This window comes from Litoribacterium kuwaitense, from assembly GCF_011058155.1.
Taxonomy (GTDB): domain Bacteria; phylum Bacillota; class Bacilli; order Bacillales; family DSM-28697; genus Litoribacterium; species Litoribacterium kuwaitense.
Map to the genome: position 1 here is coordinate 1 of NZ_JAALFC010000050.1, position 20,438 is coordinate 20,438.

The 20,438-nt window shown below is 42.9% G+C and carries 23 protein-coding genes, 1 rRNA gene and 1 pseudogene; 16 read left to right on the plus strand and 9 right to left on the minus strand.

What is annotated here, in order from left to right; translation table 11 throughout:
* The 3 genes from G4V62_RS17005 to srtD all read left to right on the plus strand — a co-directional run.
* The coding region (locus G4V62_RS17005; protein WP_165204527.1) for an LPXTG cell wall anchor domain-containing protein at positions 1 to 757 on the plus strand (757 nt) is incomplete at its 5' end.
* Positions 758 to 864: 107 nt separating this feature from the next.
* Complete coding sequence (locus tag G4V62_RS17010) at positions 865 to 2,547, plus strand: hypothetical protein (protein ID WP_165204529.1); 1,683 nt, start codon at positions 865 to 867, stop codon at positions 2,545 to 2,547.
* Positions 2,531 to 3,157, plus strand: coding sequence for a class D sortase, LPxTATN-specific (gene srtD / locus G4V62_RS17015; protein WP_165204531.1), 627 nt, complete (start codon positions 2,531 to 2,533; stop codon positions 3,155 to 3,157). Before G4V62_RS17010 ends, srtD begins: the two co-directional genes overlap by 17 nt.
* Positions 3,158 to 3,359: 202 nt before the next feature.
* Here the strand turns inward: srtD and G4V62_RS17020 are convergent, their stop codons facing one another.
* Complete coding sequence (locus G4V62_RS17020) at positions 3,360 to 3,899, minus strand: GNAT family N-acetyltransferase (protein WP_246218508.1); 540 nt, start codon at positions 3,897 to 3,899, stop codon at positions 3,360 to 3,362.
* A gap of 213 nt (positions 3,900 to 4,112) precedes the next feature.
* On the minus strand, positions 4,113 to 5,018 hold the full coding sequence (locus G4V62_RS17025) for a TIGR01777 family oxidoreductase (protein WP_165204535.1): 906 nt from the start codon (positions 5,016 to 5,018) through the stop codon (positions 4,113 to 4,115).
* Between the two features lie 247 nt (positions 5,019 to 5,265).
* Between G4V62_RS17025 and G4V62_RS17030 the strand changes: the two genes are divergently transcribed.
* The gene (locus G4V62_RS17030) at positions 5,266 to 5,955 is read left to right on the plus strand and encodes a RecX family transcriptional regulator (RefSeq protein ID WP_165204537.1); all 690 of its coding nucleotides are present in this window, start codon (positions 5,266 to 5,268) and stop codon (positions 5,953 to 5,955) included.
* 3 nt (positions 5,956 to 5,958) lie between these two features.
* On the plus strand, positions 5,959 to 6,276 hold the full coding sequence (locus tag G4V62_RS17035; protein WP_312855527.1) for a YfhH family protein: 318 nt from the start codon (positions 5,959 to 5,961) through the stop codon (positions 6,274 to 6,276).
* A gap of 411 nt (positions 6,277 to 6,687) precedes the next feature.
* Here G4V62_RS17035 and G4V62_RS17040 read toward each other — a convergent pair whose 3' ends face one another.
* From G4V62_RS17040 to G4V62_RS17050, 3 genes are read right to left on the minus strand one after another with little or no spacing between them, the layout of a single operon-like run.
* On the minus strand, positions 6,688 to 6,834 hold the full coding sequence (locus G4V62_RS17040) for a YpzG family protein (protein WP_165204539.1): 147 nt from the start codon (positions 6,832 to 6,834) through the stop codon (positions 6,688 to 6,690).
* Between the two features lie 13 nt (positions 6,835 to 6,847).
* The gene (gene sspK / locus G4V62_RS17045) at positions 6,848 to 6,997 is read right to left on the minus strand and encodes a small, acid-soluble spore protein K (RefSeq protein ID WP_165204541.1); all 150 of its coding nucleotides are present in this window, start codon (positions 6,995 to 6,997) and stop codon (positions 6,848 to 6,850) included.
* Between the two features lie 3 nt (positions 6,998 to 7,000).
* Positions 7,001 to 8,044, minus strand: coding sequence for a metal-dependent hydrolase (locus tag G4V62_RS17050; RefSeq protein WP_165204543.1), 1,044 nt, complete (start codon positions 8,042 to 8,044; stop codon positions 7,001 to 7,003).
* A 125-nt stretch (positions 8,045 to 8,169) separates the two neighbouring features.
* Between G4V62_RS17050 and mutY the strand changes: the two genes are divergently transcribed.
* Together mutY and G4V62_RS17060 are read left to right on the plus strand one after the other, a co-directional pair.
* Positions 8,170 to 9,291, plus strand: a complete 1,122-nt coding sequence (gene mutY / locus G4V62_RS17055) for an A/G-specific adenine glycosylase (RefSeq protein ID WP_212508819.1) — start codon at positions 8,170 to 8,172, stop codon at positions 9,289 to 9,291.
* Positions 9,288 to 10,043, plus strand: a complete 756-nt coding sequence (locus G4V62_RS17060; protein WP_165204545.1) for an SDR family NAD(P)-dependent oxidoreductase — start codon at positions 9,288 to 9,290, stop codon at positions 10,041 to 10,043. Before mutY ends, G4V62_RS17060 begins: the two co-directional genes overlap by 4 nt.
* On the opposite strand, the gene yfhS is transcribed toward G4V62_RS17060, so the two are convergent.
* Entirely contained in the window at positions 10,040 to 10,222 is a 183-nt protein-coding gene (yfhS, locus tag G4V62_RS17065; protein WP_165204547.1) for a mother cell protein YfhS, read from the minus strand. The two genes, G4V62_RS17060 and yfhS, sit on opposite strands and share 4 nt — an antisense overlap.
* A 104-nt stretch (positions 10,223 to 10,326) precedes the next feature.
* Between yfhS and fabL the strand changes: the two genes are divergently transcribed.
* The 4 genes and pseudogenes from fabL (at position 10,327) to G4V62_RS17085 (ending at position 13,849) form a co-directional block, all read left to right on the plus strand.
* Entirely contained in the window at positions 10,327 to 11,070 is a 744-nt protein-coding gene (fabL, locus tag G4V62_RS17070) for an enoyl-[acyl-carrier-protein] reductase FabL (RefSeq protein WP_165204549.1), read from the plus strand.
* 94 nt (positions 11,071 to 11,164) lie between these two features.
* Positions 11,165 to 11,392: a gamma-type small acid-soluble spore protein gene (locus G4V62_RS17075; RefSeq protein ID WP_165204551.1), complete on the plus strand. Its 228-nt coding sequence runs from the start codon at positions 11,165 to 11,167 to the stop codon at positions 11,390 to 11,392.
* 138 nt (positions 11,393 to 11,530) lie between these two features.
* On the plus strand, positions 11,531 to 12,058 hold the full coding sequence (locus tag G4V62_RS20400) for a DUF402 domain-containing protein (protein WP_165204553.1): 528 nt from the start codon (positions 11,531 to 11,533) through the stop codon (positions 12,056 to 12,058).
* Between the two features lie 37 nt (positions 12,059 to 12,095).
* A pseudogene (locus G4V62_RS17085) lies at positions 12,096 to 13,849 on the plus strand (ABC transporter ATP-binding protein).
* Positions 13,850 to 14,057: 208 nt separating this feature from the next.
* Here G4V62_RS17085 and G4V62_RS17090 read toward each other — a convergent pair.
* On the minus strand, positions 14,058 to 15,122 hold the full coding sequence (locus tag G4V62_RS17090; RefSeq protein ID WP_165204555.1) for an FUSC family protein: 1,065 nt from the start codon (positions 15,120 to 15,122) through the stop codon (positions 14,058 to 14,060).
* A 225-nt stretch (positions 15,123 to 15,347) separates the two neighbouring features.
* Entirely contained in the window at positions 15,348 to 16,634 is a 1,287-nt protein-coding gene (locus tag G4V62_RS17095; protein WP_165204557.1) for a glutamate-1-semialdehyde 2,1-aminomutase, read from the minus strand.
* Positions 16,635 to 16,793: 159 nt separating this feature from the next.
* Between G4V62_RS17095 and bcp the strand changes: the two genes are divergently transcribed.
* From bcp to perR, 4 genes are all read left to right on the plus strand, one after another.
* On the plus strand, positions 16,794 to 17,267 hold the full coding sequence (gene bcp / locus G4V62_RS17100; protein ID WP_165204559.1) for a thioredoxin-dependent thiol peroxidase: 474 nt from the start codon (positions 16,794 to 16,796) through the stop codon (positions 17,265 to 17,267).
* Positions 17,268 to 17,312: 45 nt separating this feature from the next.
* Entirely contained in the window at positions 17,313 to 18,260 is a 948-nt protein-coding gene (locus G4V62_RS17105) for a D-2-hydroxyacid dehydrogenase (RefSeq protein WP_165204561.1), read from the plus strand.
* A gap of 28 nt (positions 18,261 to 18,288) precedes the next feature.
* A complete protein-coding gene (locus tag G4V62_RS17110; protein ID WP_165204563.1) occupies positions 18,289 to 18,852 on the plus strand; it encodes a cob(I)yrinic acid a,c-diamide adenosyltransferase in 564 nt (187 codons plus the stop codon).
* Positions 18,853 to 18,926: 74 nt separating this feature from the next.
* On the plus strand, positions 18,927 to 19,379 hold the full coding sequence (perR, locus tag G4V62_RS17115; RefSeq protein ID WP_165204582.1) for a peroxide-responsive transcriptional repressor PerR: 453 nt from the start codon (positions 18,927 to 18,929) through the stop codon (positions 19,377 to 19,379).
* Positions 19,380 to 19,505: 126 nt separating this feature from the next.
* On the opposite strand, the gene G4V62_RS17120 is transcribed toward perR, so the two are convergent.
* A complete protein-coding gene (locus G4V62_RS17120) occupies positions 19,506 to 19,880 on the minus strand; it encodes a YgzB family protein (RefSeq protein ID WP_165204565.1) in 375 nt (124 codons plus the stop codon).
* A 472-nt stretch (positions 19,881 to 20,352) separates the two neighbouring features.
* Between G4V62_RS17120 and G4V62_RS17125 the strand changes: the two genes are divergently transcribed.
* Positions 20,353 to 20,438: ribosomal RNA gene (locus G4V62_RS17125) — 16S ribosomal RNA — on the plus strand; the annotation flags it as partial.

Consider the following 20,438-nt stretch of genomic DNA (forward strand, 5'->3'; position numbering starts at 1 on the left):
TGCTGACGCCGATGCAGATGCTGACGCGGATGCCGATGCCGATGCCGATGCGGATGCCGACGCCGATGCTGACGCCGACGCAGACGCCGATGCCGACGCAGACGCCGATGCTGATGCGGATGCTGACGGCGACGATGACGACGATGACGACGACGATGACGATGACGACGACGATAAGGACGACGACAAGGACGACGACAAGGACGACGACAAAGACGACGACAAGGACGACGACAAAGACGACGATAAGGACGACGACAAAGACGACGATAAGGATGATGACAAGGACGACGATAAGGACAGCGACAAAGACGACGATAAGGATGATGACAAGGACGACGATAAGGACAGCGACAAAGACAGTGATAAAGAATCCGGTGCGGATGATGAAACTGATGGCGCTGATCAGGAAAACAACAATGAAAGCAGCAACGAATCTGGTGAAGATGGCGATACCGGTGTTGGAGGAGATCAAGATACAAACACTGACACTGATGGTGGCGTAAACGGCGATCAAGACGGTGGTCAAGGACACCAATCTGGTGACGCCAATACGCATGCAGGTATGAACAATGCGCAAGTCAATTCACCGAATGATGGTACATTGTCCTCTATGGATAAGGGAGAAGGACAGAACAAGGCAGGTCATAAGCTGCCTGATACATCTAACAACTGGATCATGTACTCCTTACTAGGAATCGCATCTTTAGGCGCTGGAATCTTTTCTCGTCTATTTAGAAGAAAAACACAAGGCTAAGTAAAAGGTGAAGTATCTAGGGGTCCATATGAACAACATGACAAAATCGTTGGTTGGGCTATGGACCCCAACTTTTATCAACCTAATGAAAATGGAGGTTGAACGTGATGGGAATAACAACAGATAAATTCTTACGACTGCAAGAGCAATTATTAGAAGAATACATAGAGCTGGATCAACAGTATTATTTTCACGGTAACGTCGTTGGCTTTTTGTCGTTGGGCAATCCAGAACAGCGTTGCACGGTCATACCTTTATTAGCAAGAGATCCTAAAAAATTGTTTGCAAAAATGTATAGCGAGATTAAACGAAAAGTGAAAGAGCGTCGTCAAGAATTTGAATGGGTTAAAGTGGATATCGCCAAGGATTTTGAAGTGAAGAAGTTTAGAGACTTGAATATGGACATTCTTAAAACAAAAAAGAATTATTTTCGCAAAGGCTTTTCGCTCGATCGCCAATTTCATTACGCACTATTAGAGCAAGAAATTAACGGAAATGCCATTTTGTCGAATGTAGGTAAATCAGATACGAACGCTTTTAATATGGATAACTTGACAAATTATTTTACGAAGCATAAGGCGATCAAAAAAGGTAAAGAGGTTCATATGGACGATGATGTTGTCATTTTTAACACGGATGGTAAATTTATTGAGGAAGACACCGTCATTTCAATCCACGATGAATATTATGAACATGGCCGCCGAAAGTACGAGGAACTCACACAAGAAGATATTAAAAATGTCATCGTGCACTCATCAAATTATCTCGCTCAACAGGTTCAGGCGGATGGTAAATTCGTTTACGGCTACTTTTCCTGTTTCGATAAAAAAATAAATTTTTACAACAGCCTTAGACATGCAAGTACAGTTTATTCAATGATTGAAGGGTATGAATTAAACCGAGATCCGGTTTTAAAAGATGCGATTGATCGAGCCATTGCTTACTTAATTCATAAACTCATCCGTATCGACGAAAACCAAAACAAAGCGTATGTCATTGATTGGGAAAATCATCAAGAAATTAAGCTCGGCGCAAATGCTGCAGCGATCCTTGCGCTCACAAAATATGCAAGCACATTTAACACAACAGAACATCTTCTCATTTGTGAACAACTGGCAAATTCAATTGTTTCTTTCCAACAACCTAATGGAAGTTTTAACCATGTGTATACATATCCAAGCTTTGAGCTAAAAGAGACATTTAGAATTATTTATTATGATGGTGAAGCTGCATTTGCGCTGATGAGACTGTATCAGCTTGATCAAAATTCAAAGTGGCTACTAGCGGTAGAAAGCGCGTTTGAATATTTTATTGATAACGATTATTGGAAAAACCATGATCACTGGTTAAGCTACTGTACAAACGAACTAACGAAATTTAAACCAGAAGAAAAATATTTTGCATTTGGTCTAAAAAATGTGATCCGAAAAATGGATTTTATCTATCATCGAAAAACGACCTATCCGACGTTTTTAGAACTAACGCTTGCCGCGTATGAAATGGTTGAAAGAATGCAGGAACTAAAATTAGATCATTTATTAGAAAAAACATCAGTTCCAGAACTGATCAAAGTGATTAAAAAACGTGCTGCTTATCAGTTGAATGGCTACTATTTTCCAGAAGTAGCGATGTATTTTAAAAAACCTGAACGTATTTTGCACTCATTTTTTATTAGGCACCATTCTTTTCGGGTTAGGATCGACGATGTAGAGCATAATATTTCTGGATATCGAAGATACTTTGATTTAATTCATAAACTAGAAGGAGCGCTTTATGAAGAAGCTAAGTAATCTTCTGATGGTCGTAGGAATAGCCATTCTTGCTTTTGTCGCCTATCAAGTTTATGAATACAAATCAATTTCAAATAATGCGATGGACGAAGTGAGGAAGGTGATGGCTGCTTCACCTTCACAATATACACTTGAACGTTCCAATGTGGTCGATGACATGTATGAAAGAATAAAATTAGTATCAGAGCGTTATGAAGTCGAGCATGGTGCTGCTTTCGCCTATTTGAAAATTCCGTCTATAGACCTTGAATTGCCTGTTGCTTCAGGCACTGACAATGAGACGTTGAAAAAAGGTGTAGGCCATCATACAGCGACATGGTTTCCAGGTGAAGGTAATCAAGTGTTTTTTTCAGGACACAATGATTCGGCTTTCACAAGCATCGGTGAAGTAAAAGAAGGCGATCTATTAGAGGTTGAAATGCCTTATGGTACATTTCAATACGAAATGAAAAAAAGTGAAATTGTCATGTCTGATGACACATCAATTATTGGCGATATGGAGGAGGAAACGTTGGTTTTATCGACGTGCTATCCTTTTTATGCATTAACAGATACACCCGAAAGATATATTCTCTATGCAGAGCTTAAAGACTACAAAATAAAAGAGTAGCCTCACCGGCGTAGCCATATCCTTATAAAAGCAAGAGCATGAGTGTAGAAAAGGTCTATAGTTGTAGGCTTCATCTACACTCTTTTCCATGAAAATGCCGGATGTGTTTGATTGCCAAAAGACAGAGACCCTACTTAAACGGAAGTAGGGTCTTTCGAATTAACCTCGCTAAAAACGACTAAATATAGAGATGAGGATTGGTTTACGCTTCATTTTCAACGACATACACATCGTCCATATGAGAAGGAATGCCAAGGTAACGATGCTTAGAAATCGTAAATAAATCGTACGTTCTGCCATCTTGTTTGAAATGTTCATCAATCAATTGAATGTAAGGAAGCTTTAAGCTTGCTTGCCGAGAACGAACATTTTGTTTATTAATTTTCACAAGAATCGTGTGAATGTCTTGTTCTAAAAATAACTCTTGAAAAAACGCCTCTTTGGCAGCTGCATTATATCCTTGGCCGAAATAGTCCTTACCAATCCAAGTGGATAAGTAGCCAACACCATCAATGATATCGTACAGAAGGATCATCCCGATCGGATTGCCGCGTTCGTCGAGGATGATGCGGGGAATTGCAAGACCCTTTTCTTCAAGGTGAAGCAGTCCCTTTAATACAAATGAATAGGCATCCATCGAATCAGCCTTATGCCTCACGTATGGGAAAATCGAAGGATCGCTTAATAGGGGAAAAAGGGTCAGGGCATCTCGGGTGTTCAATTTTCTAAACAAGCGACTCATCCTTTCTCACAAGGGCAGTTTGACGCTATCTGCTTAGAAAAACCACCCTCGAATTTTTAGATTTCAAAAAATTGGGGTGGGAATCGAACCCACTAGAACCGGAAAACCGGTGGCTCACCATTTGCCTTCCCTCATTAGCAGGAATATCATAATCGATTTATTTATAAAAGGGAATAGGCTTTACTTTCCTTTTACAATTTTTTATTTTCTCTTTTAAAAAGAATTTCTTAACAGGTGATTTGCGGCTTTTTCAATTGTATTAAATGTAAATTGATATCCAGTTTGCTCAGCCTTTTGTGGTAAGATTTTTTGACTGTCAATGAGTAATGTACTCATTTCACCAAGCGCTGTTTTTAAAGCAAAGGTCGGTGCAGGAAGCCAATATGGACGCTTCAGCTGACGGGCAATTTCTCTGCCTAAATGATCCATCGTAACCGGGTGTGGTGCGGTTACATTTAAAGGTCCTGTGACGTCCTCTTGAAAGATTGCGTGATGGATTAAGCCTACGACGTCTTCAATGTGAACCCACGAAATCCATTGATCTCCAGGGCCTATTTTTCCACCAACGAAACATTTAAAGGGAAGAACCATTTTAGGGAAAGCACCTTCTTCACCGAGAATGACGCCAAATCGAGTCAGAACCGTGCGGGTCGAAGGTGGCGCTTGTCGTGCTTCCGCCTCCCATACTTTGCATACATCAGCTAAAAAGCCGCTACCTTCTTTATGGTTTTCTTCTGTATATACAGCATCATCGTTTACAGCATAAAAACCGACAGCTGAAGCACTTACGAAGACTTCTGGTGCTGCAGGTAAACGCTTCATAATCCGCACAATTTCTCGTGTTGTGTCAATTCGACTTGCGCGGATTTGTTTCTTACGCTCGTCCGTCCACCGGCCATTAATGGATGTTCCTGCTAAATGAATGACAGCATCGATGTGGGGAAGTTCAAGCTCTGGTTGGTCGCCATCACGCATCCAGCCAATATATCTCAAGTGCGTTGTATCATTTTTTGTATCAGGGCTACGGGTGAGAATAAATGTGGTATGGCCTTTTTTTCGCAAGGATGCACTCACATGATGTCCAACAAATCCAGTTCCTCCAGTGATTAAAACATTCATAAAATACCTCCAAAGAATGGTATGGATGCTTAAAAAGACAGGGTACTCTCGCTACTATACCCTGTCTCGTGAACGACGTAACCTTGACTTCTTTAAAATATGGTAGAATACGTGGAGGTGGTGATCATTTGCCATATATTCTAAAAGTCTCGACCGCAAAAAAAGACAATATGAAGCAACTGTACAATACGATAATGGTCAAACTGAAGTTGTCCTACTCACTGAAGACACGATTATTGCATTTCAAGTGCTTAAAGGAAAACACTTTAGTGACGAAGAATGGCAGAATGTTTTACACGGTAATGTCCAAAAACAAATGATGACAAAAGCGTTGCATCTACTTAGCTATCGAATGAGGACCGAGCATGAGATGGTGCAAGCGCTATTGAAAGCTTTTGAGTCATCGCCTTCCGTATTTATTGATGAAGTTATCCAGGAACTAAAGCAAAAAGGTTATTTGAATGATGCCCAATACGCAGAGATGTATGTTCAGGAAAAACAACGTAATCAAGGAAAAGGACCGCACTTACTTCGCCAGGAACTGTTAAACAAGGGCGTTTCTGAGTTTGATGTAGATCAGGCACTTCATAGTTATCATGAAGAAAAAGAATGGGAAACAGCACGGGCTCTTTTGCAAAAAGTGAAGTTAGATGGAAAAGATTCAATGGCAAAAGCGAAGCAAAAAATGGTTCAACGTTTAGTTCGGAAGGGGTTTTCATCATCCCTTGCGACGAATGCCGTCCATGAATTTTTGCAAAATGATCCTGAGCATGAACAAACAGCCCTTCATTACCAAGCGGAAAAAGCAGCTCGTAAGTGGAGCCACTTAGCACAGAGGGCATATGAGCAAAAAATGAAGCAAACACTTTATCAAAAGGGTTTTTCGTTTGCTGCGATTCAGGACTGGCTGAATCAGCACCAAAAAGAGGAGGAATAAAGGGTGAAGCGTTACAGTGATATGAGTCATCACGAGTTACTACAGGAAATAGGGACACTGACGGAAAAAGCGCGGAAGGCAGAGCAGCTTGGAATTCCGAATGAATATGCAGTTTACGAGCGAAAAATAGCTTTAGCAAAATCGTATATGGTTGATTTAAAGCAATTTACCCCAGGAGACACTTATTATATAGAAGAAAGCGGGAAAAAGACGTCTTTTAAGATCCAATACTTAAATGGTGTGTTCGCTTGGGGTTATCGTGAGCAATCGGAGGAGCTGGAGGCGGTTCCTGTCAGTGTTTTAAATGCTTCAGCCTGTTGACAAGCGCTCGCATCCGTCGTTGCTAGTCTCACTCGTCCTCTCATGAACAGAGGTTCAATTCGAGTCTTCGCACGTCTTCGCGCCTAGTCTGACAAGCGCTTTCAATACAGGCTGATATGTTGACAAGCGCTCGCATCCGTCGTTGCTAGTCTCACTCGTCCTCTCATGAACAGAGGTTCAATTCGAGTCTTCGCACGTCTGCGCGCCTAGTCTGACAAGGCTTTCAATACAGGCTGAATATGTTGACAAGCGCTCGCATTGGTGGTCCCCAGCCTCACCCGTCGTCACAGTGATGTTTTCGTCTGCGCGGCGTTTTTCAACGATGAACTGGAGAGATGTAGATTTCTCAAAAAAGAGTGTAACAAAGCCTAAAAAGACTTTGTTTACACTCTTTGGGGTGGTGGTTCAAGTTTAGGTTCGGGCTTTTGTGTTAATTGCCAGGATTTCGTTTTGTTGTCCAGGCTCTGTTTCACCATTTACCTGACGACTAGCATGCTTGACACTAGCGCGAGGTGAGAGAAATGGGTTCGGTCCATAGTTAAAGCGTTGTTTACTCATGGTTTACCCTCCGTTACTCAGAACGTTTTCCTGAAGCTTCCATACGTTTTTGTGGTTCCGTCTGTATGGTTCCGTTTGCACGCTTTGATGCAAAAACGGCTTTTGCTCTAGGTTCTCCATCAAGAGACATTCGGGGCGGAAAGTCTTTCGCTTTATTACGCATGACCTAGCTCCTTTGCAATAGGTGTACAAAGAGTAGTTTGCCCAAGAGTCCAATCATCATGCAGTCACTGAGGAAGAGGGGATACTTTCTTCTGTAGTTTTTCTCAGAGAAAACCCAGCCTGTATATGAACCGACACAATTGTGGTTAAAATCAAAGCAAACCATGGCGACGAATGGATAGTGACCTTTGCTCCAATAACGGAGATCAATAAAACGGATTTCGTAATGGCGTGGATACTTTTTGATTTCCCAGCGATACACAGGTGAAAATGACAAAAAGGAAGCTACATTAGGGTCTTCCATCGCTTTTTGGACGAGCTGATCATCTTCAGGAAATGGTTGTCTCTTAAACGTATCCAAGACTTGAATAGAATGATTTGCGTATTTTGCAACGATATGTTCATCGTTTGTTGTTACTGCAAGGTGCCAAACATTTAACCTCATTGAAGGAGAAACATTGACATTTAGAACACCATCAAACGACTGGTTAACATGTTTAATGATTGCTCTTTTTTGAAGATAACGGTAGATGTAGTATAAGATGAGTACGCTATACATCGTTCCGAAAGTTGAAGCTGCAGGGGCACCAGAAATCCAGGCACCAATTCCGGCGAGGTGTAAAGCAAAAATGGTTGGATCAAACGTATTAATCATCCCGAGTGCTACCCATTTTTGACTAAATGGGCGAAGTGCTTGTGTACCGTACGCATTAAATATATCCACAAATACATGGAGAAATACAGCTAAGGCAGTCCAAAGCAATAAATGCAGTGCATTCGTTTCCGGCCAGATGAGCCAAATGCTGCCGGTTAACAAAAGTGTCCATAAAACTAAAGCAAATGGTGAATGCGTAATCCCACGGTGATGACGAATATAAGTGGCATTGTTCTTAAATTTTAATACCGTATCAATATCGGGAATTTGAGAGCCAACGATCGTTGCGATTAAAACACTTTGTGCCGTTATGGGATTTAAGGCAACAACCGGATCAAGCGTGGCAAGACCGCCGAGTGCGATGCCCATGACAAGATGTGTTCCCGTGTCCATCCGGTTGAGTCCTCCTTTCGTGCTGTCTCTTAAAATTGTGCTTATTCATGTCTTATTTTACCTTTATATCATACCACGGATTAAGTATACGTGCAGAATATCAATTTTAATGGAAGTGAGTAGCCTTGAGCTTAAAGCAACGAGATTACGTGCAAAAAACAGAAAAGACAAATACGTCCTTATTTCAAAAGCAGTTAATTGATTGGTTTCAAAAAGAGCAGCGCGATCTACCTTGGCGGCAAAATAAAGATCCATACAGTATATGGTTGTCAGAAGTCATGTTACAACAGACAAGAGTAGATACCGTCATTCCTTATTTTCTACGTTTTAAGCAATCCTATCCGACATTGACAGCGTTAGCTGAGGCTCATGAGGAAGAAGTGCTGAAACATTGGGAAGGATTGGGATATTATTCGCGTGTCCGCAATTTTCAGGCAGCTGTCAGGGAAGTCGAAGCACATTATGGTGGAGAAGTACCGGACGATAAGCAGCAATTTCAATCGCTTAAGGGGGTTGGCCCTTATACGGCTGGAGCGGTGATGAGCATTGCTTTTAACCAGCCTGTGCCAGCAGTCGATGGCAATGTGCTTCGTGTGTTTTCCCGCATTTTTGATATACACGATGATATTGCCGAAGAGCAAACGAAAAAAGGTGTCGAGCGCCTCGTCGCACATATCATAGACAAGAATAATCCTGCTGATTTTAATCAGGCTGTGATGGAGCTTGGAGCGATCGTTTGCACCCCTAAAAATCCTGCCTGCTTGCTTTGTCCAGTTCAAGACCATTGTCAGGCTTACAAAAACGGGTCAGAAACGGAACTCCCAGTTAAAAAGAAAAAGAAAAAAGCTAAGGTTCAGCATATGACAGCACTCGTTATTGAATCTGCTGAAGGAGAGATTCTCATCCACAAACGTCCCGCGTCTGGTCTTTTGGCAAATCTATGGGAGTTTCCGAATGGGCAAACAGTTCATCGTGCCCAGGTGCAAAGGGAGCAAATCACATGGTTTATGGAAGATGAATACGGACTTTCTGTTCGCGTCGGTGAAAAACCGCTTCAGCAAGTTCGACACGTGTTTACCCATTTAATCTGGGAAATCGATGTTTTTAAAGCGGAGTTACTTAATGAAGACGATGCTCGCGCAAAGCCACAGTTCGCATTTGCTTCAAGAGAAGCCGTGTTACAATATCCATTTTCCGTTTCGCATCAAAAAATTTTACATCAGGTGTTAAAGGAGGATGACGAATGAATCTGGAATTACAAGGGAAGAGGGTTCTCGTTACTGGAGGAAGTAAAGGGATTGGGTATGCGATTGCCAAGCGCTTAGTCGAAGAAGGCGCCATCGTCACAATAACAGCGCGTCATGCAGAGGAATTGCATCAAGCTGCCGAACAGCTTGGAGCGAGATGGCTTGAGATGGATGTCACGAAAGAAAGTGATGTAGACGAGCAATTTCAACGATATATAAAAGCAAATGGCGGCATTGATATTCTCGTGAATAACGCAGGTGGTTCACAAGGTGGGCTAACATTAGATACGCAGCTGTCTGAATTTCAAGAAGCGATGGCGCTCAACTTCTATTCAGCTGTACAATTAAGTCAGCTCGCCGCGATGCAAATGAAGCAACAGAAGCAAGGAGCTATTTTACAAATATCCTCCATCTTTGGACGTGAGTCCGGGGGGAAGCCGACCTACAATGCGAGTAAGTCTGCCTTGATCTCATTTACAAAATCATTTGCGGATGAAATGATCCCCCACGGTGTCCGTGTGAATTCGATCGCCCCGGGCGCAATCCTTCATCCATCAGGAAACTGGCAGCGAAGGTTGGAGAAAAACCCCCAAGGCATTCAGACGTTTGTAGAGCAAAATATTCCCGCCGGACGCTTTGGAACGGCAGAAGAAATTGCTGATGTTGCTGCCTTTATCGTATCTGCCAGAGCGTCATGGGTTGTCGGTGCTACTTTGAACGTAGATGGTGGTCAGTCCAATATGAATTTCTAATGATTCAATCGCTCTCGTTCCATTTGTTCTTTAATAAGCTGTTTATAAATGCTTAACCCTTCGGCATTTAAATAAGGAAGTAACTGTTGACAGGCGATATGACTATAGCGAAGCTCTTCATTCGACCACTCTTTTTTCGGAAGCATAAATAGCTCTGTAAAATCTCGACCACTATACAACGCTTGTTCCTCCCTTTTTAATGAAGTAGACATAGTGTCCGCTCATAAAAAAGGTTTTATGCCAGGAGTTAGACCCCAATTTGAAGAAAGAAAGGAAGATCTTTATGACAACAAAAAATGCCCTAGTGACGGGTGGTACACGCGGAATCGGACGAGCCATTGCCATTGATTTAGCGAAAAAAGGCTACAATGTAGCCATTAATTATGTGCGCAGCAGAAGTGCAGCTAAAGAGGTTGTGGAAGAAATGGAAAGTTATGGTGTGAAGGCGGCTGCTATACGGGCAAACGTTGGCGACCGAGAAAAGATTGCTGAGCTTTTTGCAGCCTATGATGAACATTTCGATGGTCTCGATATATTTATTAATAATGCAGCTTCCGGCGTTCTACGTCCAGCAATGGAATTGGAAGAAAAGCATTGGGATTGGACGATGGATATTAATGCAAAAGCCCTTCTTTTTTGCGCACAAGAAGCGTCTAGACGAATGAAAGAAGGCGGTCACATTGTCTCCATTAGTTCATTAGGGTCTATACGCTACTTAGAAAATTACACGACAGTCGGTGTGTCTAAGGCGGCCTTAGAAGCTTTAACAAGATATCTTGCCGTTGAACTGTCTGTGCAAAATATTAAAGTCAACGCCGTTTCTGGCGGTGCTGTGGATACAGAAGCGCTAACCCATTTTCCTAACCGCGATGAACTGCTTGCAGATGCTAAAGAAAACACGCCAGCGGGACGAATGGTACAACCTGAGGACCTTGTTGGCGCAGTATCTTTTCTTCTTTCTCCAAGCGCAGACATGATTAGGGGACAGACGATTATCGTCGACGGCGGCCGTTCCCTTCTCGTTTAATTCAATTAGTAAAAATTTCCATGTGATTTTTAAATCATTCCTCTGCATGAAAGAAATCAAACCTGCACACATTATAGGTGCGGAGGTGATACACATGGCTAAAAAACAAAAAACAACTTCAGGTACTGACGTGCAGCACGTGCAACAACAGAACGCTCAATCTGCTCAAGGTCAGGCTCAGGCGCAACAGTCTCAATCTCAGCAGGCTCAAGCCCAGTCTAGCTACAGCAACCAAGCGACTTCTGGCACAACTGACGCTCAGCACGTAAAACAGTACAACCAGCAAGCAGAGCAGAAAAAACAACAAAATTCTTCTAAGTAACAAGGATTAGGATAAAGGCATCCTTGCGCATTCGAGCGCCCGGGATGCCTTTTTCTCTTGTCTATAAGAGGCATTACGGTTTCATTATAGAAAAGAAACAGGTATACTATGTCCATTACGGAAATTGGGAGTGATCCCGTGAACGCTCGATTAGGCGACGTTGTTCAAATTGAAAGCATAAAACACTCTGGTCAATTTCACCGACATTGGGCGAAGACAGAAATTTTGCATTGTACGGACCGAGAGTTGATCGGTGTCAACGATCATACGCTCGTGACTGAAGCAGACGGAACGCAATGGGTTACCTCTGAGAGAGCACTTTGCTTTTTCTGGACCGATCGTTGGTACCACGTCATTGCGATGGAAGGAGAAAATGGGTGGTCATACTATTGCAATTTGGCGTCTCCGCTCATCTGGAAGACGAAGCGAAAAATTCAATATATAGATTATGACATCGACTACTATGTCGATGTACAAGGGAACGACTACGTTCTTGATAGAGACGAATTTGCCGATCGCGCAGAAAAAGAGCCATATTCAGCTGAACTGATTCAAACAATTCACGCCTCGTTGGAGGAGCTGCAAACACTTTATCAAGAAAGAAGTGGCGTATTTGCCCCGGGAACAGTTTCAACATGGATAACGATTTATGACGAGTTCAAGTAAGTCCTACGATCCGTAAAGAAAGGGGGAGACGGATGAAATGGGACCAATACGGAGATATTTGAAATTTGTTGAACCTTATAATGGTGGATTGCTTTTACAATTGTCATTGGTATTGTTAAATTTTCAATCCCACTTGCGACACCATTATTTTTACAGTATGCGATTGATCACATCATTAACGCTGGTGAAGAAGTGACCACTGCGGAAAAGTGGACGAGGCTCGGATATTTGATGGGGCTCGGGTTTTTTCTATTTGTCATTCTTAGACCGCCAGTCGAATATTATCGCCAATATTTTGCCCAATACGTCGGCAATAAAGTCCTTTATGATATTCGGAAACAGCTTTTTGATCACATTCAAAAGCTAAGCCTTCGCTTTTATTCTAATCATAAAGTCGGCGAAATCATTTCGCGTGTAATTCATGACGTGGAGCAGACGAAAAATTTTGTCATTACGGGTCTGATGAATGTTTGGATCGATTTGATCACCATTTTAATTGTCATCGGCGTTATGGTATTTATGGATCCGTGGCTCGCGCTTCTGTCTGTCGTCATGTTCCCGTTTTATGGCTTTTCAGTGAAGTATTTTTACGGCCGTTTACGAGGGCTGACTCGTGTGCGCTCGCAAGCGTTGGCAGAGGTACAGGGACATTTGCATGAGCGGGTGCAAGGGATTTCTGTCATCCGAGGTTTTGCGCTTGAAGAGCATGAGGCAGGACAGTTTGATAAGAAAAATAACTATTTTCTTGCGAAAGCGCTCGACCATACAAGCTGGAATGCGAAGACGTTCGCAGTCGTGAATACAGTCACCGACATCGCGCCTCTATTAGTGCTAGGCTATGCGACCTTTAGAGTCATTCAAGGCTCATTAACCCTTGGTGAAATGGTCGCGTTTGTTACCTTTATGGAGCGGCTGTACAATCCGCTTCGTCGCCTTGTCAATTCGTCAACGACATTGACGCAAGCCATTGCGTCGATGGATCGGGTTTTTGAATTTATCGATGAATCTTATGATATTACCGATAAGCCACAAGCGAACGCGCTGCCGAGAGTTGCGGGTCAAGTGACATTTGACCATGTCTCATTCCGTTACAACGATGAAGATGAGCTCGTATTAAACGATGTTTCCCTTCATGTGTCATCTGGAGAAACTGTCGCACTCGTCGGCATGAGCGGAGGAGGTAAATCTACATTAATCAGCCTCATTCCCCGTTTTTATGATGTAACAGAAGGACGTCTGCTTGTAGACGGGAACGATGTTCGCGATATACAAGCGCGAACGCTGCGTGACCAAATTGGGATTGTACAGCAGGATAATGTTTTATTTAGCGATTCTGTCAAAGAGAACATCAAAATGGGCAATCCTGATGCGACAGATGAAGAAGTTGAGGAAGCCGCCCGAGCCGCCAATGCGCATGATTTTATTATGCAATTGCCTAAAGGCTACGATACAGAAGTCGGAGAACGAGGCATTAAATTATCAGGTGGACAAAAGCAGCGTGTTGCGATCGCGCGCGTGTTTCTAAAAAACCCGCCGATGCTCATCCTTGATGAAGCGACGTCAGCGCTCGATTTGGAAAGTGAACATTTAATTCAAGACGCACTCGAAAAATTGGCAAAAGACCGGACGACGTTTATCGTTGCGCATCGTCTATCTACGATTACACATGCCGACCGTATTGTCGTCATCAGTGATGGGGAAATCAAAGAACAAGGAACGCATCATGAGCTCATGCTTAAACGAGGTGCGTATTACGAACTGTTTAGTGTCCAACAGCTAGAGCCTGTATAAGAGTGAAATGAAGAACCCGCCGATGATGGCGGTTTTTTAGAGTGAAGACAACTAGCAAGCTCTCCGGTATTTTTCAGTCTTGGTGCGAAGGCGTACGAAGATGCGGCTAGAGCATCAGTTCATGAGAGGACGAACAGACCCTGCGGGTGATGGCTGAAAGTGTTTATCAACAAGTTGAACCCCTGCCGACGATGGCGGGGGTTCATGATTATGCTTTAATCTCCAGTTCGTTGTCTTCCTGATGAAAGCTGTTAAAGCTTGAGAGCAGCAACGCTAAATGCTCAAGCTCATAGTGATACTCTAACAGATTCGAGACGAGAGAAAAAAGATGCATCCACCGTTCTTCATCTTCAGGCTCGTTTTCATTTTGCGCTAAAGTATAAAGCTCTTTAAATCTAGTTTTAATGGGCACATGATGCGCTTCTAGAGGAACTTCCTTCGTTCGTCCTCGTAAATTTTCAAGAAGCTGTTCGTGAAAGCGTGTCAACGTATCAAGTTCTTGTGTTAAAGGTGTACGGACATGATCAGGAAGGTGCTGATAATCGTGTTCAGCTCGGTTGATTTGCGAAAGAATAAAAAAAGCCCGATTCGCTGCGGTTAACAATTGACGAAAGACGACCAGTTTGCGCGCTTTCGCATACTTCTTTTTTCGTGAATAGACACGTTCATCTTTATAGAGAAGATACACTTGCTCGAGCTTGACGAGGCACTCTTTAAATTCCTCGATATCTTCTTTCAGCATATTTTGTTTCGTCATATGGTAATTGCTTAGCCGAATCCATTTTATAATATCTTGCGTTGTTTCTGAGATGGATTGATATAACCGATTTTCGTATTTTGGCGGAAGAAAGGCAAGGTTCACAAGGAACGCGCAAACGACACCGAGCATCACAGCGCTAAAACGCTGAAATGCATAAATGCTAAATCCGTCAACAGGACTTTCCATTATGGCAATCGCCGTGACGAGCGCGATCGAGACCGTTTGCTCTATTTTAAGTTGCAAATGAACCGCAATGATTAGTACGACAACCATTCCGATAACAATAGGCTCAGTGCCGAACAAGAGCGAAAATAATATCGCAAACAAAGCCCCAATAATATTGGCCTGCGCCTGCTCAAGAACCGTTTGGTAAGACTTATAAACGGATGGTTGGATGGCAAAGGCAGCAGCGATACCAGCAAACACCGTAGCTTCAATGCCGACCCACTGAGCAACGTAAAGAGATAACACAATCGCCAACCCAGTTTTTAGGATTCGTGCGCCAAATTTCATATTAATCGGTTGATTCCTTTCGTTGTATAGTCATCGTGCATGAAGCGCTTTGTCCTGTCTACTCGAAGACATCAATTATATCAGCATGATTTACATATCTTAAAGACGTTTTTCCGTAGTAGCATACCGTACTATACAATGCAATTGGAAAAGAATCAAGCCGAGGTTGTCCAGCTTATCGCAGAAAACAAAAACGTAGACATAAAGAAAGCTATGACGTTTTCGTCATAGCTTCTTAAATACATCATTTGCAGCCTGTATCGTCTCTTCGATATCTTCGTCAGTGTGCGCCATTGTAATAAACCAAGCTTCATATTTAGATGGTGCTAAATGGATACCTTTTTGAATCATACCATTAAAGAAACGCGCGAACATCTCGCTGTCAGACGCTTCCGCTTGCTCGTAATTTGATACTTTATCGACACCGAAGTATAAGGTGAGCATGCCGCCGCGCCGCTGAACATGTCCGCTCACTCCAGCGTCAGTCATTCCTTTGATCAGCCCTTTTTCTAACTTTTCACCGAGAACGTCTAGGCGTTCATACGGATTTTCAGCTTGAAGCAGACGAAGGCATGCGAGACCAGAGGCCATTGAAGCAGGGTTTCCGGCCATCGTTCCCGCTTGATAGGCTGGGCCAAGTGGCGCCACTTGCTCCATAATATCTTGTCGTCCGCCGTATGCACCGATCGGCAGACCACCCCCAATAATTTTGCCCATCGCAGTAAGATCAGGCTCAACCCCGAGAAGGTTCTGTGCTCCGCCAAACATGAAACGGAAAGCAGTAATGACTTCATCGTAAATGACGAGACCACCATGTTCGTGTGTCACCTCATTCACCATTTCTAAAAACCCTTCATCTGGTTCAACAATGCCAAAGTTACCAACGATCGGCTCGACTAAAACGCCAGCAATGTCATGACCCCAAGTGTCCATCGCTTCTTTAAACGCTTCGCGATCATTAAACGGGACCGTAAGCATTTCACTTGCAATGGAGGCTGGAACACCCGCGGAATCAGGCGACCCTAATGTTGAAGGTCCTGAACCGGCAGCAACAAGCACATGATCAGAATGTCCGTGATAGCAGCCGGCGAATTTGAGAAGCTTTGTTCGGCCAGTGTACGCACGTGCGACCCGAATCGTCGTCATCACCGCTTCTGTTCCCGAGTTTACAAAGCGAACCTTTTCTAATGAAGGAATTGTTTCTTTTAACAACACAGCAAATTCATTTTCAAGAACAGTTGGCGTTCCGTACAAAACACCATTTTCCGCAGCGTGCGTAATGGCTTTGGTAATCGCTGGGTGAGCATGTCCAGTAATAATCGGCCCATAAGCGCCAAGGAAATCAATATATTTGTTTCCATCCACATCCCAAAAATAAGCACCTTTTGCATGACTCATATAAACTGGCGCTTCCCCGCCGACAGCTTTAAAAGATCGGGACGGACTGTTCACGCCGCCGACGATGTGGCGGAGCGCTTCCTGATGATAGCTATGAGATTTTGTGAAATCCATATTCGTCAACTCCAGTTCTAGCAATCTTCACTTCTACTCTAGTGTAACAGACTGTCGCTTCGTAAGGCGAACTGGTTTCTCATTTGATTCAGCGGCTTTACATAGTGTAATCTAAAGAGTAAAAGGATTGCTGAAATTAAAAGAAGGAGGCTTTTTATCATGACCGTTACCGAAGGACAAACTGCGCCGTCATTCACATTACCATCACAGACGGGAGAAAATATTTCACTCGAGGACTTTTCCGGGAAATACGTTGTACTCTACTTTTACCCAAAAGATATGACCCCTGGCTGCACGACTGAAGCCTGCGATTTTCGAGACCATTATACGTCTTTTGTGGACGAAAATGCTGTCATTATTGGCGTCAGCCCTGATCCTGTCAAGCGACATCAAACCTTTGTCGAAAAGCACGACCTTCCTTTTTATTTACTTGCAGACGAAGACCATCAGCTGGCCGAAGCGTATGACGTTTGGAAACTGAAGAAAAACTTTGGCAAAGAGTATATGGGGATTGAACGCTCGACCTTTATCATTAATCCAGAAGGACAGATTGAAAAAGTGTGGCGTAAAGTAAAAGTGAAAGGACATGTCGCTGAAGCCTTAGAATACATTAAAGCATCAAGGAACGGATAATATAGGACAGACGGCTCATCTAAAGAGCAGTGGGGGCGAAATAGCTTGATAGCTTTACTTACAGAGGATTTTTCATTCGACCAGCGTACGAAGCTTATCGAGGCATATCCTTCGATTGAATGGCATCTTTATTCATCACTTGATCAGTCTGAGTATTTGACAAAAGCAGAGCTGCTTATCACGTACGGCAATGATGTGAAGGAGCGGCATATTCAATCTGCGGCATCACTGAAATGGATCATGATCATTTCTGCCGGTATGGAGGAAATGCCATTTGCGGCGATCGCAAATAAGGGCATTACGGTGACAAACGTAAAGGGGATTCATAAAATTCCGATGGCAGAGTATACACTGTCGTGGATGTTGAATAGTGTGCGCAAAAATGACGTGATCCGTGCGAAAGAACATGAAAAATCTTGGGCCTATGAATTGCCGATGGCAGAGCTGCACGGCAAACGCGTCGTGATCGCCGGCGCAGGAGCCATCGGTGCAGAGATCGGTCGTCTTTGTAAAGCCTTTGGAATGCATACGGTAGGAGTCAATTCTGATGGTAGGCCCACAGATCATATGGATGATATGGCAACCTTAGCTAGCTGGTCTAAGTATCTACAACAGGCGGATTTTATCGTCAATGTGCTGCCGAGCACACGTGGCACGAAGCATCTGTTTAATAAACAAACATTTGCACACTTTAATCCATTAGCTGTATTTATCAATATTGGTCGTGGAAGTACTGTAAATGAAAGAGATTTACTTGAAGCTTTAGAAGCCGGTATGTTCGCTCACGCCGTGCTGGATGTTTTTGCAGAGGAGCCATTACCGAAGTCAAGTCCTTTTTGGGAGCATCCTCGTATTTCAGTAACACCGCACCATTCTGGTGTTTCAACGAAGTATGATGAACGTGCTTTACACATTGTCATGAAGAATATGGATGCATTTTTAAATAAGACAGATCAATGGCTCAACAAAGTCGATCCACACAAAGGCTACTAAAAACGGTTTAGAGAGAGGAGGCCTGATGATGAAAATTTATACACGAACAGGCGATCAAGGAGAAACATCATTATTATATGGCAAAAGGGTCTCTAAAGCGGACGATCGTGTAAAAGCCTTCGGGACATTAGATGAAGCGAATGCCCAAATTGGACTCGCTGTCTGTTTTATTAAGGATTGTACCTGGATGGGCAAAGCAACATTCATTGACCGTTTACAGCGAATACAGAGTCTCCTTTTTCATGCGGGCGGAGAGCTTTCCACACCTGCTGATAAAGAAGTGAAATGGACATTAAATGATAGGCATGTAGAGGAATTAGAAGCACAAATCGATGCTTGGGAAGCAACACTTCCATCATTAAAGTCGTTTATTTTACCTGGAGGTTCACGTGCCGCCGGTACACTTCACATAGCGAGAACGATCGTTCGTAGAGCGGAACGAGAGTCGATCGGCATCGATGGATTAAATTCAACAGTTCTCGTCTTTCTCAACCGCTTGTCTGATTATCTATTTGTAGCTGCGCGCTATGCCAATTTGAAAGAAGGCGTAGAGGATCATAAATTTGTGCCTGATGAAAAGGACAATGATTGACAACAAGTGATCATAACAAGTACAATTACATTATAAGAATTATAAGGTGAGAATGTTTGTTGAAAGTGAGGTGCATGACGGTGGCGGTCGACCATCTTCAGGAAGCGCTGGATTCTTTGAAAAAAGCTGGGGTGCGAATAACGCCTCAACGTCATGCGATATTGGAGTTTTTATCCACTACGCAGGCGCATCCAACAGCGGATGATATTTATAAGGCACTTGAAGGAAAGTTCCCTAATATGAGTGTCGCAACCGTGTATAACAATTTAAGGGTCTTTAAAGAAGCGGGCTTAGTGAAGGAGTTAACGTATGGAGATGCATCCAGCCGATTTGATTACGTGACGACGCATCATTACCATATCATTTGTGAATCATGTGGGAAGATTGTTGACTTCCATTACCCAGGCCTCAATGAAGTAGAAACTTTAGCAGCCCATGTCGCTGATTTTGACGTCAGTCATCACCGGATGGAAGTGTATGGTACATGTAATGACTGTAAAAATCAGCCGAAAAACATTAAGCAGTAGTTAAGTGTTTGTCTCGCGTTGAAAACGCTTGTCAATGATCAAGAGCCCTTCATCATGAAGGGCTCTTGATCATTAGAAAAGTATTTTACTATTGGTCGCAAAAGTAGAGACACAAGGAGCGCGTATCTACTTTTGTGACGTTTGCTTTGCTTCTTTACGTTGCCGGTTGTAGGATTCGTCGAACTCTTTCCCGTCTAAGGATTTATCCATTGTTAACGGTTGGCTGCAATGCATGCAAGCATCCACTCTACCAAGTACCTTCGTATATTTCTGACACGAAGGACAAACGACTTGAACGGCACGCGTCGATAATAAGCCAATCCATACATATACTGCCGTACTAAGTAAAATGAAAATGACCCCAAACAGCATAAATACCGTCATCCAAATAGGAGACTCTTTAAAAAAAAGCCCGATATACATGACGCCAATGCCAAGAAAGATTAATGCTAAGGCAAAGGTCCGGATTTTATTAATTTTGTTTTTAAATAAGATGTTCAAAAAATCCCTCCTCGTCTTCTCAAAGAAGTATATCATATAAATAAGCTTTAAATCGTGTGCAAAAAAACGAAGTCTAACCGATGATTATGGGACGGAGTGAAGCTCTATATTATTAAACCTCTTATATATATGTAAGCTACATTAAGTGACAAGCTGAATAATAAACAAAAGAAAAACTCAAAAAGTAGTTGACCGCCTAAAAGTTCCATGATATATTATTAATCGTCGCTGAAACAGCACCGACTTTTTAAGCGGATCAAACAACCGAAAAAAACTGTTGACACCGCAAAGGTTCCGATGGTAATATAAAAAAGTCGCTGTCAAAAAAAGGCGATGAAAAATGATTTTTTGCCCTTTGAAAACTGAACAAAAGCCAAGCGTACAAACGTGCCATGTCGAGACATCGACATGTAAAACAAACAACTGTGCAAAGGACGAATCCCTTCTATATAGAAGGTGGATTCAAAAAACTCTTATGGAGAGTTTGATCCTGGCTCAGGACGAACGCTGGCGGCGTGCCTAATACATGCAAGTCGAGCGGATGAAGGGAAGCTTGCT

Bases quoted from the DNA above. Each gene is read 5' to 3' on its own strand.
- G4V62_RS17010 (WP_165204529.1), top strand. From the start codon at position 865: ATGGGAATAACAACAGATAAATTCTTACGACTGCAAGAGCAATTATTA.
- srtD (WP_165204531.1), top strand. From the start codon at position 2,531: ATGAAGAAGCTAAGTAATCTTCTGATGGTCGTAGGAATAGCCATTCTT.
- G4V62_RS17020 (WP_246218508.1), bottom strand. From the start codon at position 3,899: ATGAGTCGCTTGTTTAGAAAATTGAACACCCGAGATGCCCTGACCCTT.
- G4V62_RS17025 (WP_165204535.1), bottom strand. From the start codon at position 5,018: ATGAATGTTTTAATCACTGGAGGAACTGGATTTGTTGGACATCATGTG.
- G4V62_RS17040 (WP_165204539.1), bottom strand. From the start codon at position 6,834: ATGAGTAAACAACGCTTTAACTATGGACCGAACCCATTTCTCTCACCT.
- sspK (WP_165204541.1), bottom strand. From the start codon at position 6,997: ATGCGTAATAAAGCGAAAGACTTTCCGCCCCGAATGTCTCTTGATGGA.
- G4V62_RS17050 (WP_165204543.1), bottom strand. From the start codon at position 8,044: ATGGACACGGGAACACATCTTGTCATGGGCATCGCACTCGGCGGTCTT.
- G4V62_RS17060 (WP_165204545.1), top strand. From the start codon at position 9,288: ATGAATCTGGAATTACAAGGGAAGAGGGTTCTCGTTACTGGAGGAAGT.
- fabL (WP_165204549.1), top strand. From the start codon at position 10,327: ATGACAACAAAAAATGCCCTAGTGACGGGTGGTACACGCGGAATCGGA.
- G4V62_RS17075 (WP_165204551.1), top strand. From the start codon at position 11,165: ATGGCTAAAAAACAAAAAACAACTTCAGGTACTGACGTGCAGCACGTG.
- G4V62_RS17090 (WP_165204555.1), bottom strand. From the start codon at position 15,122: ATGAAATTTGGCGCACGAATCCTAAAAACTGGGTTGGCGATTGTGTTA.
- G4V62_RS17095 (WP_165204557.1), bottom strand. From the start codon at position 16,634: ATGGATTTCACAAAATCTCATAGCTATCATCAGGAAGCGCTCCGCCAC.
- bcp (WP_165204559.1), top strand. From the start codon at position 16,794: ATGACCGTTACCGAAGGACAAACTGCGCCGTCATTCACATTACCATCA.
- G4V62_RS17110 (WP_165204563.1), top strand. From the start codon at position 18,289: ATGAAAATTTATACACGAACAGGCGATCAAGGAGAAACATCATTATTA.
- perR (WP_165204582.1), top strand. From the start codon at position 18,927: ATGACGGTGGCGGTCGACCATCTTCAGGAAGCGCTGGATTCTTTGAAA.